The 13835-nt window shown below is 38.3% G+C and carries 10 protein-coding genes; 5 read left to right on the top strand and 5 right to left on the bottom strand.

The window, feature by feature from the left end:
- Positions 1–145 precede the first annotated feature (145 nt).
- Positions 146–850 (top strand): MarC family NAAT transporter, encoded by a 705-nt coding sequence (locus AAZR93_RS01680; RefSeq protein ID WP_434718803.1) that lies wholly within the window; start codon positions 146–148, stop codon positions 848–850.
- Here the strand turns inward: AAZR93_RS01680 and AAZR93_RS01675 are convergent.
- A complete protein-coding gene (locus AAZR93_RS01675) occupies positions 844–1503 on the bottom strand; it encodes a transglycosylase SLT domain-containing protein (protein ID WP_434718802.1) in 660 nt (219 codons plus the stop codon). The two genes, AAZR93_RS01680 and AAZR93_RS01675, sit on opposite strands and share 7 nt — an antisense overlap.
- 297 nt (positions 1504–1800) lie before the next feature.
- Here AAZR93_RS01675 and AAZR93_RS01670 point away from each other — a divergent pair, with 297 nt between their 5' ends.
- The 4 genes from AAZR93_RS01670 to AAZR93_RS01655 are packed head-to-tail and all read left to right on the top strand — an operon-like array spanning position 1801 to position 5353.
- Complete coding sequence (locus tag AAZR93_RS01670) at positions 1801–2712, top strand: metal ABC transporter substrate-binding protein (protein WP_434718801.1); 912 nt, start codon at positions 1801–1803, stop codon at positions 2710–2712.
- Between the two features lies 1 nt (position 2713).
- Complete coding sequence (locus AAZR93_RS01665; protein WP_336430824.1) at positions 2714–3604, top strand: manganese/iron ABC transporter ATP-binding protein; 891 nt, start codon at positions 2714–2716, stop codon at positions 3602–3604.
- A complete protein-coding gene (locus AAZR93_RS01660; RefSeq protein ID WP_336430825.1) occupies positions 3601–4491 on the top strand; it encodes a metal ABC transporter permease in 891 nt (296 codons plus the stop codon). The genes AAZR93_RS01665 and AAZR93_RS01660 overlap by 4 nt, the downstream gene beginning before the upstream one ends.
- The gene (locus tag AAZR93_RS01655) at positions 4484–5353 is read left to right on the top strand and encodes a metal ABC transporter permease (RefSeq protein ID WP_434718800.1); all 870 of its coding nucleotides are present in this window, start codon (positions 4484–4486) and stop codon (positions 5351–5353) included. The genes AAZR93_RS01660 and AAZR93_RS01655 overlap by 8 nt, the downstream gene beginning before the upstream one ends.
- 95 nt (positions 5354–5448) lie before the next feature.
- Here AAZR93_RS01655 and AAZR93_RS01650 read toward each other — a convergent pair whose 3' ends face one another.
- Genes AAZR93_RS01650 through AAZR93_RS01635 form a run of 4 tightly spaced genes read right to left on the bottom strand, consistent with a single transcriptional unit; the run spans position 5449 to position 13831 of the window.
- On the bottom strand, positions 5449–6804 hold the full coding sequence (locus AAZR93_RS01650) for a hypothetical protein (RefSeq protein WP_434718799.1): 1356 nt from the start codon (positions 6802–6804) through the stop codon (positions 5449–5451).
- Positions 6805–6815: 11 nt separating this feature from the next.
- Positions 6816–12077 carry an AAA domain-containing protein gene (locus tag AAZR93_RS01645; RefSeq protein ID WP_434718798.1) on the bottom strand — a complete coding sequence of 1754 codons (5262 nt, stop codon included), beginning with the start codon at positions 12075–12077 and terminating at the stop codon, positions 6816–6818.
- 21 nt (positions 12078–12098) lie between these two features.
- The gene (locus tag AAZR93_RS01640) at positions 12099–13184 is read right to left on the bottom strand and encodes a protein kinase domain-containing protein (RefSeq protein ID WP_434718797.1); all 1086 of its coding nucleotides are present in this window, start codon (positions 13182–13184) and stop codon (positions 12099–12101) included.
- Positions 13185–13201: 17 nt separating this feature from the next.
- Positions 13202–13831 carry a 4Fe-4S single cluster domain-containing protein gene (locus tag AAZR93_RS01635; protein ID WP_434718796.1) on the bottom strand — a complete coding sequence of 210 codons (630 nt, stop codon included), beginning with the start codon at positions 13829–13831 and terminating at the stop codon, positions 13202–13204.
- Between the last annotated feature and the right edge of the window lie 4 nt (positions 13832–13835).

The raw sequence follows: 13835 nt of genomic DNA, 5'->3' as shown, positions 1-13835 counted from the left end.
CACGTAAACACTTAATCCCCAACTTGCTCCAACAACCTTAATCTGTAACCACCATTTGCTAATCTACAGATTCATAACAATTTTTGTTATAGTCCCATACATATAGTTTTTACATCGCACTTATTGATATCTGGAATTATTTACTATGACAAATTTCCTAGAGCTTTTTCAAGCTGTTGGTATAGGGCTCGTTTTACTGCTACCACTCGCTAACCCTCTGACTGCCATTGCCGTTATGCTCAGTTTGTCAGCTAACATGACCAAAGAACAACGAAATCATCAAGCATTTCTCGCATCGATTTTCGTCTTTATTATTATGACTGTTGCTTTTTATGCAGGCCAACTGGTTATGAATACTTTTGGTATATCAATACCAGGTTTGAGAATTGCTGGAGGACTTATTGTTGCATTCATTGGTTTTGGCATGCTGTTCCCAAGTAATGATAATTCTGATGAAAATAACTCCCCTTCTTTAGATGATCCTAATGTCTCGAAAAAACGTCAAGAATCACCCAGCATTGCATTTGTTCCTCTGGCGATGCCAAGCACTGCCGGTCCCGGAACGATTGCAATGATTATAAGCTCCACAGCATCCTTACAAGGTGATGTTGGCTTTGCACCTTGGATACTCAAGGTAGCACCTGTTATTACTTTCGTGATTACTAGCTTAATTGTTTGGATAGGTTTAAGAGGAGCAACTTCAATTATGCGTTGGCTTGGAAACAGTGGAATTGATGCAATTGGCCGGGTGATGGGTTTCTTGTTGATTTGTATGGGAGTGCAATTTGTTATCAACGGTATCGTTGAAATCGTCGCGCAGCTCCCACACCTCATAATGGAATATCAATAGTTCACGGCTAATGCATTATAGGCATTTTTAACTTTCCATAAATAACGTGGAGCCTGTGATGCGGGGTGTTTAGCCTGTACGTGTTGATAAAACTCTTCAGGGGATAAATTATTAATCATAGCAATAGCTCTGCCTTTATCATTATCAAAAGTTCTTAATAACGCTCCAGCGCCATTTACGTATGCAACAACCGTTGCATAGTACATTGTTTGCGGATGATTAATGCCTGCTAAATGTTGCTCTTTTAAAATACGAATATAAGTAGTGCCAATATCAATATTCTTTCGTGGATCTTTTAAATCCCCAGAGGTAGGTTCGCCAGATTTACCATGATAACGATATGCATCGCGCCCTGCCGTAGAAGCTTTTATTTGCATTAGTCCTATCGCGTTAGATTTACTCACAACTTCTGGCCTAAAATTAGATTCGACTTCAATAATGGCTCTGATTAAAGTCTCATCAACGCTATAGCGGGAAGCTGATTCTCGAATGAATTCATCGAATGGAGTACGAGGAAATGCCGTATTTTGTGTTGTGATTGGTTGTTGATTAGTGTTGTCCAACATACGCTGTTTTTTCACGGGGCGCTCGGAGGTACTTGAGCAACCAGCAAGTAGCAGAAGCACAAAGGCACTGCTTATCATTTTTTTCACTGTAGTAACCTCTGCGAATCAAGAAGATGAAAGAATAACTAATCACAAGAAAAATAAAATAATTTTTACTTAACTTTTACTAAAGGACGTGTTTTAGTCATAGATAATAGTAATCATAACCATAGATGAAATAACAAATTTAAATAGATAAAATGCTCTTTTCCATTATTTATACTCATTTTTCACAAATGATATTGATAATCATTATCAGTTGAGTTATAAAATATATTGGTTACATAACCACAGTAACAATACAGTTAAAATAATACTAAGCCAATAATATCAGGGTCAATTTTTATGAAGAACAAATTATCGCGATTATCTGCACCTCTACGAGCCATCCTATTTACTTTAGCTGCCATTTTATTTGTCAGCCAACCTGCTTTTGCTAAAAAGTTCAAAGTAGTCACTACCTTTACGATCCTGCAAGATATGGCTCAAAATGTAGCTGGTGATGCTGCCATTGTTGAATCAATTACTAAACCTGGTGCTGAGATTCACGGATATCAGCCTACTCCTAAAGACATTATGAAAGCTTATGACGCTGATCTTATTTTATGGAATGGCATGAATTTAGAAGTGTGGTTCCAGCGTTTCTTTGAAAATTTTCAAAATGTGCCAGCCGTTGTGCTAACTGATGGCATTGAACCAATGCCTATCCGCGAAGGTGAATATAAAGATAATCCAAATCCACATGCGTGGATGTCACCTGCAAATGCAAAAATTTATATCGAAAACATTCGCCAAGCATTCGTTAAATATGACCCAGAAAATGCTGAGATTTATAATGCAAACGCCAAAAAATACGCACAGCAAATCGCAGAACTTGATGCGCCATTGCGTGAACGTCTAAATCGTATACCAGAAGATGAACGTTGGCTAGTTTCAAGCGAAGGTGCCTTTAGCTATTTAACTAAGGATTACGGATTTAAAGAAGTCTATCTATGGCCAATAAATGCAGAAGAACAAGGTTCTCCTCTACAAGTAAAAAAAGTCATAGATACCGTACGCAAGCATAAAATTCCAGTTGTTTTTAGTGAAAGTACAATTTCGGATAAACCCGCACGTCAAGTCAGTAAAGAAACGGGCGCTAAATATGGCGGTGTCCTTTATGTAGATTCCCTTTCTACCGAAAATGGCCCTGTACCCACTTATATAGACCTATTAACGACCACTGTAGACACGATTGCTAAAGGATTTTCACAGTAATATGAGTAACTCAAATCAATACCAAAATCCAAATCTAGTCGTTGATAATGCGACAGTGACTTATAACAATGGTCACACCGCCATTTATGATGCAAGTTTTAATATCTCTGGTGGATCAATTTGCGCACTTGTTGGCGTAAATGGTAGTGGTAAATCAACGCTATTTAAAACGGTGATGGGCTTAGTGACCCCATCATCCGGTAGTGTCACCCTAAACGATCAACCAATAAAAGCCGCTTTGAAAGAAAACATAATTGCCTATGTTCCGCAAACAGAAGAAGTTGATTGGAACTTCCCAGTATTGGTTTCTGATGTGGTGATGATGGGACGCTATGGAAAAATGGGTTTTTTCCGTATCCCTAAAAAAGAAGATAAAGAAGCCGTCAAAGTAGCATTAGAGCGAGTTGACCTTTCTGGGCTTGAAGACAGACAAATTGGTGAGCTTTCCGGTGGCCAAAAAAAACGGGTATTTTTAGCTCGAGCCCTTGCTCAGCAAGGTAAAGTTTTGCTACTAGATGAGCCTTTTACTGGTGTTGATGTCAAAACGGAAAATGCAATCATTGACTTACTGCGTAGTTTGCGTGATGAAGGGCATTTAATCTTAGTCTCTACTCACAATTTAGGCAGTGTGCCAGAATTTTGTGACCAAGTTATTTTGATTAATCGTACCGTATTGGCAAGCGGTCCAACAGAGACCACATTTACACAAAGAAATTTACAACAAGCCTTTGGTGGTGTTCTGAGACACATTAACCTGTCAGGTCAAGAACTACATGACGATGATGATCCACGCTCAATTACCGTTATTACCGATGATGAACGAGCAGCTGTTTTCTATGGTCACGACCATGATGCACCGGTTAGGAAAAACCAGCCTAAGGAATCAGAATGATTGAGTTGTTACTACAGCCTTTTGAGTACAACTTTATGGCGAAAGCTATCTGGGTCAGTGCCATTGTTGGCGCAGTGTGTGCTTTTCTTTCGGCTTATCTGATGCTCAAAGGCTGGTCATTAATGGGAGATGCGCTCTCCCACTCGGTTGTTCCGGGTGTTGCAGGCGCCTATGCATTGGGCTTACCTTATGCCGCAGGGGCATTTTTTACCGGTATTCTGGCTGCACTTGCTATGACATTAGTTAAACATTTAACTCGTTTACGTGAAGATGCGGTCATTGGTTTTATTTTTTCGACTTTCTTTGCCGCCGGACTGTTAATTGTTTCGCTAAACCCAACTTCAGTAAATGTACAAAGTATTATTTTTGGTAATATTCTCGGAATTGCAGACGCCGATGTTCTGCAAGTCGAGATCATTATCGCTGTGTCGTTCGTGGTATTAATGTGCTTATGGAAAGATTTATTAGCTGTCTTTTTCGATGAAAGCCATGCCCGCTCGATTGGATTAAATCCGTTACGCTTAAAAATAATTTTCTTTACCTTATTAAGTGCCTGTACCGTTGCTGCATTACAAACTGTCGGAGCAATATTAGTCATTGCGATGGTAGTAACCCCAGGTGCAACCGCTTATTTGCTAACTGATCAGTTTAAACGTTTACTGATTATTTCGGTCACTATTGGCACAGTAACCAGTGCTGTTGGTGCTTATGCAAGTTACTTCTTAAATGGCGCGACGGGTGGCTTAATTGTCACATTGCAAACTGTTATTTTCTTACTTGCATTCTTCTTTGCCCCTAAACATGGTTTATTTGCTTCTCGCCGTAAGGCTCGAAAAGAAGTCGCAATCTTGCACCAAGAAAAACAACAAGGAGCCTCAAATGAGTGATTTTATTGACTTGTTGATGGCACCCTTTGCATTTCCATTTATGCAAAAAGCCTTGATTACCGCCATTGTGACAGGTACTGTCTGCGCCATATTGTCTTGTTTTTTAGTTTTAAAAGGTTGGTCTCTAATGGGAGATGCGATTTCTCATGCAGTGCTTCCCGGAATTATTCTTGCCTCTTTAATTGGGATACCTCTCGCCATTGGTGCATTTGTGTCAGGACTTTTTTGCGCAGTCGCAACCGGATACCTAAAAGAAAATAGCCGAATAAAAGAAGATACCGTGATGGGTATTGTCTTTTCGGGTATGTTTGCTATTGGTCTGGTTATGTTCGCAAAAATCGATACCGCACAGCATCTTACTCATATTTTGTTTGGTGATATTTTAGGTATTACCGATGATGAATTTAAGCAAATTTTATTATTTGCTGGCATCACAGTAGCTATCATTTTATTAAAACGAAAAGATTTCATGCTGTACTGTTTTGACCCTAATCAGGCTCGTGTCATCGGCCTTCCTGTCAAATTAATTCATTATGGATTACTTTCACTACTAGCCTTAACCATTGTGGCTTCGTTGCAAGCAGTTGGGATCATATTAGTCATTGCAATGCTAATATCCCCCGGCATCATTGCTTTCGTTCTATGTCGTAGCTTTGGCTGGATGCTGATTATTGCGGTAATTGCCTCTGTCACATCGAGTGTAATTGGGACTATTTTAAGTTTCCATATTAATGCAACCACAGGGCCGACTATCGTCGTGACTCAAGCGGTCTACTTTATTGTTGCATTAATATATAGCAAGTTAGTTTTAGCCCGGAAAAAATCAAAAATTTCGACTAATAATAAATTGCACGCTGCTTAAGATGTTATAAAAAATAGAACTAAATAAAAAAGGCCGAGTCAGGATATTTACCCTATTCGGCCTTTCTATTTGTCATTATCGTACTAGTAGTGAATTTATTTACTCATCGTACGAGGGCGGTTATATAGCACCTTATTGTGACTTTGATTTTGTTCATTCTGATTTTCATACACTTTCATTTCGCCACTGCCGGCAGCTAGCGCACGTTCAACAACTAATTCCCCGTCTGATGTACTAATAATTTCTTGCAACTGTTGATGCTGGCTACACCATATTGCATCTACATCTTTGTCTCGGTTAATATCTCTATCAGCTGAAAAAGCCACTGTACGTGTTTGAAAACGCGTTTGAGTTCCCCCTAATTCCAATCCATAACCTGGAGTTGAAGGATGTGTCACAACCACTTTTCCATCATCTAGCCATGACTTAACTGCATTATCGTTAACTTGATAACCTAATTGACTCAGACCATCTAATACCGTTTTTCTCTGCGCTTGAGCAATGATTTCCTGTTCCGCTTGCTCAATAATTATCTCAATTTTTTCAATCATTTGTGTATATTGAATCAAGGTACCACTATTCATCAGTTTTAATGCATCCTCAATCACTGTACGGTCTGCATTTTCAAAAATAGCTAATTCATCAATTAATTGTTCAATTCTATCAACTAATTCTATTTTTTGCTGACTCTCTCTCAGTTGAGAAGCCATTGTTAATAGGAGTGAATCTGCACGCAAATGACGTTTTGAGCTTTGTTCCATTGCCTGAATCAAATTAAGCTGTTGCTCACTACTTTGAACTTCCTGAGTTGTACCAATTTGTTTTAGTTTTTCAATCATCAGTGCAATTTGTTCGCACTGTAAAGAAAATGGACTTTGGGGTGCACCACTATGCCAGAATTGCTTAACCTCTTCCGATTGCGCTTTTAATTCGCTCAATAACTGCTTTTCAACATCAGTTGGTTGTGTCGAATTAATTTCTAATACAGAAAGTGCGCGGAAAACTAACAGATTCATCTGCTCGACACTTAAACTACTCGCTTGTTCTAGCGCTGAAATCAAATCCGTTTCTGTTGGTAACTGCTGGCGAAGAAGTGCAATGAGCTCAATATAATTACGTTGTCGATATATCTCAGTCCTTGCGTTTAACGCTTGTTGATCAAGCCTTTTTTCCCTGACATCACGCATTTCCTCCATCAAGACTACAGTAAATTCTTTTACATCTTTATTGAGTTGTACTAAATGACGAGACGTCTGTTTTGCAATTTCTAGGGCATCCCTCTCAATTTTTGTATATATCGTATTGAGTTGTGAAATTCGCTTTTCGTTATAGTTTCCCTGTTGACTCAATTTTTGCCATTGTTTGAACAAACGATTCATCACCGCAAGCTGGCGACGACATTTGATTTCATTCATTTCTCTAACGGTAATGCGGTGAACGGATGAACTCATCTCTAAGCTACCTAACTGTTTTGGTTACAAATGCTCGTCATTGACGTCTTTGTGGTGGATGAAAGTAATAAAGCTTGATTCACAGCCTCAAATAAACGTTGTTGTGCCATAGTGCGGTCATAATACCATTCCTTGATGGAGACACGATGACACACTGGAACCACTTGTTTTAGCACCATTTTACGCCATAATTCTCTTGCTCGCGCATTTTTCAATAAAGGATGAAAGGGCATATCGCACTCAATACCAATTAGAAAATTGCCGCTATTTTCATCCTCAATTAAGCAATCAAAATAAAATAAATCTGTCTGCTTTGATTGAGCAATTTTCCAGCCATTTAACTGAATAAATGCTTTAACAGATTCAATAAATGCATCTTGCTGATGATAACTAGATTCAATCGCAGTCTGAGTATGGCACATACGATTAAGCAAACGTTCATTCTCTTTTTGCATTAATGGGTTACATGCATTTGTCGCATAGGCTAAATAGCCTTGAAGATAATCGCGAGGGATATCAGGCTTTCTAAAGGTATTCAATAAGTCAGAAATTTCATCAATTGGCATTGATGACATAATAATGACTTGTTGACGGGCTCGCGTAATCGCAACATTTAAACGACGTTCCCCTCCTGTTTGCCCTAATACACCGAAATTTCGTCTAAATGTCCCTTGGGCATTTCGTCCAAAAGTGGTCGAGAATAAAATAACGTCCCGTTCATCACCTTGTACATTCTCTACATTTTTCACAAAAAATGACATGTCCTCATCATTTTTCTGCCGCTGGTTTTCTTGCGTATAAGCTTGTAAGAAATACTCATCTTGTTGCGCTTTAGCTCGAATATGTTGATTAATTAATAGTGCTTGCTTTTGATTAAACGTTACCACACCAATTGAAGGACGTTTTTCGAACGGCATTTGCCAAATTTTTTCTAGATGCTCAACAACTGCAATAGCTTCCGCTTCATTACTTTGATTAATATAAGTACCACCCACGGAGATTAAATGTAGTGGTTTTATTTTATTAATGGCGGTTGTTGAAAGCTGCGCTGGAATATTGAGACGATTTTCATAGAAAGCAAAATTTGAAAAATTAATTAGCTCTCGATAAGCAGAACGATAATGAATATCCAAAGTATGTACTGGTAATACAGTTCGGGCTAAATGCAATAAGTCTGGGCAATCTGTGATTTGACGATAGTCCCATTGAGCATCAGCTTGATCTTGCTGCTCATCAAATTCTTCATCATTGTCCTCTTCTTCTATCTGTTTACCCGTAAAAAACTTAGAAGGTGGCATCTGTTTTTCATCGCCACTTACAATAGCTTTTTTTCCTCTAAACAGAGTCGAAAGTGCAAACTCAATTGGCATTTGTGAAGCTTCATCATAAATTACGCTATCAAACATTGCCGCTTTAAGCGGTAAGACTTGGCTTGCAACATCAGGTGTCATCAACCAAATTGGGCGTAATTGCATTAATCCCATTTGGCTCCCTTCGCTAATAAATTCACGTAAACGCCTAGCACGAGGTCCAGCCAAACGCGTAATCTCTTCCCAATCCCGTCTCGACGCTAATTTCTCAATTTCAATATTTAGGGGAAGCGCTTGTTTATTAAAATCATGTAATTGCTTTTGAGCGTCTGTTAGTTGAGCCACATCTGACATAAACTGTAAATTATCCATTGCTAAAGCCGGTCTTTGCACTTCAAATTGTCTTTTTACGTAGATAAAAAATTCATATTTAATGGATTGAATTAATTCGTCAACCCAATCGCTTTCAACATAAGATGCCGTATCACCAAGCTTAGAATGCATTAAAGACAAGAAATACCAATGGCTATCAGTAAAATGCGCAATTTGCTCTCTAAATAGTTGAAATTTAGCTAGTTTAGGTAGCTCATCATTTAATTTCTCAAGCTCATTTGCCAGCGACTGTCCTAAATCGATCGCTTGACTAAATTGTTCAAAGCTCTCTTCTGTGAATGCATTTTGTAATACATGTAATAACCGTAAACTTTTTGCCTGCATTGTCGCTTTTAAAATAGCAGATTTAATTTCTAAGCATTGCTGAGTAAATATAAGCTGAGTAAATTCAGCCTGTGGCTGATTGGTTATCCCATTGATAATATGCTCCTGCTCGGGATATTGAGCTAATATCACCGCTGAGGATTCAACCTGTTTTAATTGTCCAATCAAAACATGCAATGCTTGCCGCCATTCACCATTTTGGGTATTAGTTTCAATGGACAATTGTTGATAAAAAGGTAAAAGCTCTTGATATAACAAGCGCCACTGTTGTTCAACTTTGATATTTTTAAGTAAAACAATGAGTTTTTCTTTATCGCCAAACATTCCACTGGAGGCGATAAAGTTATTTAATCGACCTAGACGCTGATAATAAAATGGATTGATGAAACGGAAGAATGAACCTTCGAGTTTATCGGTAATAGCCCATGATAATTGTGCTAAAACTTGATTATTTATTGGTGCCAATAATTGAAATAATAAAGGATCGCAACCTAAGTCATCAATGGCTAATAATCGTTGATTTAATTGTTCGAGTTGAGCAATTAGACTATTTTCCACCCGCTCATCATCTCTCCGATTTAGAAACAGTACTAACCATTTCGATAAACATTGCCACTGTTCCACTGATTGTGATAACAAATGTTCTTCACATTGCTTAATCGCTTGCTCATGATTAGTTAACTGTGTAATCGTTATTTTGTTATAAGCAGAAGCATAAGCCTGTTCACGTTCCTTTTCTATTTGGATAAATGGCACAATATATTGATTAACTAATTCATATTGCAGATCATTGACTGAAAATTGTGCTAACTTTCTTAACGCACTATTTTCATAGTCAAGTTGCCACCATTGTAGGCCATGTTGTCTTAAATCTTCGGTTAATACCTCAAGACTGTGTTTATTTAATAAACATAAATGTTCGGTAATTTTTTCGTTATCAAAATAATAATGTGATTTTTGCTCTAATTGAATTAGCCCTGTGAGCGCCTCTTTATATGACAACTTATATGTATTATCGACCTGATACATTGATTGATAATAATGGTCTAGTTTTTCTTCAAAACGTTGAACACGAGAAACAAGGTACAAACGCTGTTCTAGCCAATTTTTTTCATTACTTTCCTTTGCCCATATCTGCTCAATTTGTTCTCTAACCGCTAAAATAATCTCTCTGCTTTTTTGGTTCTGATTAACCATCAGCACTCTGTCTGATAAACCACTCGCAACCAACCGCTTATAAACTACCTCTAATGCAGCAGGTTTTTGGCAAATCACTAATGCTGTTTTTTGTAAACCAATTGCATCTGCAATTAAACTCACAATAGTTTGGCTCTTTCCTGTTCCTGGCGGCCCTTCAATCAATAGCCCAGTATTGGTACGAGCGGTATTTACAATTTGTTCCTGTGAAGGATCGAGTAATGAAAGTGTGAATTGATTGATTGTAGATGCGTCAAAATGGACATCAGTCGAGCTGGATTTTTCGTTATCGCTAGAATGTAAAGGCAAGTTCAACATTGTGGCTAGAGCGGTTTGGTTAATCGGCAATGAGGCGATTTGCTGTAAGTCACTGCTCATTGCTTGACCAATAAATGAAGTATGGAACAACACCGCCGAACACACAATTTCAGCACTATTATCGGCGATTGCGTCGTCAATTATCGGTAACGGGGTCAAAATTGATTGTTTTACAGGCAATAAAGATGACAACGTATCCATAATATCTTCAATACTTAACCCTGATTTCGATAGTAATTTATCTAATACTTTTTGCCATTCATTGACAGCAGGGATCCCCACAAAATTAGCTAACGCCGGATTTAAACGAATTGCTGCTCTTTCATTATCGAAACTTAATTGAATTGGACGATTTTGAGCAATTGATGACAACAATGATACTGGCCACAAAAATAACGGGGCAATACGTGGTTTCACAAGATTCGGCTGAGTGTTAATCAATAAGAATGGAAAGCCAAGATACATGCCATTAATACCAGTATCTCTTTGATATAACTGCGTATTAGACTGTAGAATACGTAAGCGATTATTGACACCACTGCGTTGTAATAATAAGTCACTATCAATAGATACGCCGCTTTTTTTTCGGTTAATAATATGTTCGAGTAACACACTAGCACTATGTGCTGATGAACTATGCAAAGAATTATCACATTCGGTTAGATCAACTCTGCCTGTATTTTGCGTTAAACGCATACGAACTAAACTACCGCGTTGGGTGACAGAAATGAGTTTTTGCGAGAAAAAATATAATACTTCTAAGATATATTTTTGTGACTCCGGAACTTGCCATTGATTTATAGGCACAGCCAACATCACTAATATTTTATTCAATGGTAAGCGACGAGTTAATAGATATCGTTCAGACCAGCTATCTAATTCTGCAATTCCAATTCTTTTAAAATCACTCAAACATTCACTCAATAATGAATATAACTCATTGCGAGGTAATAAAAGCTGCTGTCTCGCACTATCATCATTAAAATTATCAACATCATGTTGTTTCGCTAATACTGATGCTTCATTAATGATAGTTTCGAGGGATATTAATTGACCAATATCTGCACTTAATAACAAAATATAATCGACATCTTGTTTATTTTGACGATCAAATAGCGCTTGTAAACTTTCATTATGTGAATCAGGAAATTGCTGGTGAATAATATCCCAACGGGCTGCTAATTGGCTTATAGATGTAATCAGTAAATAAAGCCGTAAGCTTTGTTCACTCAATAATATATTTTGTTGTTGTGCCCGCTGACGAACTTGATTTTGGCGATAATACAGCTGAACCAACCAATGCTGAGCATCAATCGCTTGTATATATTGACTTAATGGTTCACAAATAAGTTGATAAGCTAATGAAGGATTATCAAGTAACCATGATGGTGTAATAATCTCGCCACGATAGACAAATGGCATATTAGGATTGAGTATCTTCAACGCCAAAGTAAGTCTAATACTGTCGTCCATATCTTGATGAACTTGCATATCAACCAAGTTCTGTAATTGCTTAATCACCTGATTTGCATTAGTAAATTTAGCGACCCATGAGCTAATTTCACCACGCATCAATAATTGAACAGCCTCATCCCAATGCTTTTTCTCACCCGCCACCATCGCAAATGCATCGAGTTGACTGAACTGAAAACTAGCAAATTGGATTTGATGATTTTGTGGTTGAAAATTCTCGATTGAAGATTCAGGAGCCTGGACAGGATGACCTTGCAACCAAGCAGAAACTTGTGGCCACTACCAACGCAAAAAGCGATCGCGACACAATAACCCACGAAGTAACAATTGTATATTGCTATCAATATCATCAGGTAAATCAATACCATTGGTCATAACTTGAATCAAAAAGGCATTATCTTGAATATGAGCAAAGCACTCACCTTGAGTCAATTGCTCAAGTAAAATAATCCCCAAACTCCACCAATCTGACGCTGCACTCACTCCCCCAGCCAATGTTTCAGGCGCGCTATAACGGGAAATATCTAAAGGAGATACAATATCAAGATCAAATTCAGATAAGCATGCAGAACTATATTCAATCACAACAATATCAAGAGGATCACGACTGCGGATCAATAAATTTGATGGACGCAAGTCGCGATGCCGCAATCCGTGTTCAGTAAAAGCAGCAATCGCTTGACCCATTTCTTCAATTAATTTTGGGATCTCAGTGGGCTGCCAAAAGTCACCTTGTTCGATAAATTGGCTCAATGAACCACCACTAAGGCGTTCAGTGACATGCCAAGCCCGTTGTTGCCAGCGACCAATTTGATAAAATTCAGGAACATGGTCGGTAGGAATTAATTTTAGTACTTGATAAACAGCAGGATCGGGTTCTTCACCTTTTTGATAAAGCGTGAGAATGCCACATTGCCCTGTCGTTATATGGTTAACCAGATAGCGTTCTCTTGTACTATCAATCCCATTAATACGCTGCTCTAATTGCCAATCACCAATAATTTGTTTTGGCGATTCAGGAGCAAGCACGTCTGTGTTTTCGTGTACATGGGATGGTGCAGCGTCAGCGCCACAAGTAAAGCAGATGAAATCACCGTCGTTCATAGGATGACCATTGGTACAAACAAGCGATGATAACGACGGATTATCTGTATTTATTGATTCCGTTTCAACAACTGGTATGTCAATAAGACCAACACTTTCACCAGTTAATGGTCGCCAACCGGACTCATGAATAGGCTCAAGCGTTAAATCCCAGCCACAGGTTTTACTGTTATTTTGTTCAAGATTAATCATCCCTGCGCAAAAAATTTCAGTTAAAGGGCGTTCTGTATGGCAATGGGGGCAAAAGCGTATCATGGTCATCCGTTGTTCCAATATCGTTATTTTTTTAGTTGTTTTAATGATTGTTCTTGCTGCTCAAGTAATAATCGTAAACGCTGCATATCATCACGCTGAGGTATACCGGTTAGAAAAATCCGTCCCGTTTCATCAACCGATAAATCCAAAATTTTATCTTTTGTAGTCATCGTTCTTTCGTACTGCTCAAAACGTTTTCGACCTAGCGCTGTTAACATATGTAATTGTTGGTTATCACTACCTCTGAGTATTTTAGTTTGTGTCGCTTTAACTTGAAAAGGCTCGCTGATCAGCGCATCTATTAATCCTTTCATAGCAGAAACTTGCGACTCAATTTTATGCCACTCATAACCGCTATAAACTAAAATATCTCCTTGAGAAATTTTGCGTATTGCAACTAACAAAGAATGCAATGCCTCGGGTTGCTCAAAGGGTTCTCCTCCAGAAATAGTGATACCATCGGCAAAAGGCAACCAATCTTTCATTTGTTCAACCAGTACCTCAACCGTGATGCCATTATTTTTTACAGACCAAGTATCCGGCGATAAACACCCTTTGCAGCGTAGAGAGCAACCTTGCATCCAAATACCAATACGGTTACCTGGCCCTAATGTTGTGACTGGAAAATGCATACGAGACAAACTAATTTCCATTACA

Source organism: Providencia sp. Je.9.19, assembly GCF_051129765.1.
Taxonomy (GTDB): domain Bacteria; phylum Pseudomonadota; class Gammaproteobacteria; order Enterobacterales; family Enterobacteriaceae; genus Providencia.
Note: the sequence above shows the minus strand (reverse complement) of the source record. Positions and strands in the feature narration are given on the sequence as shown.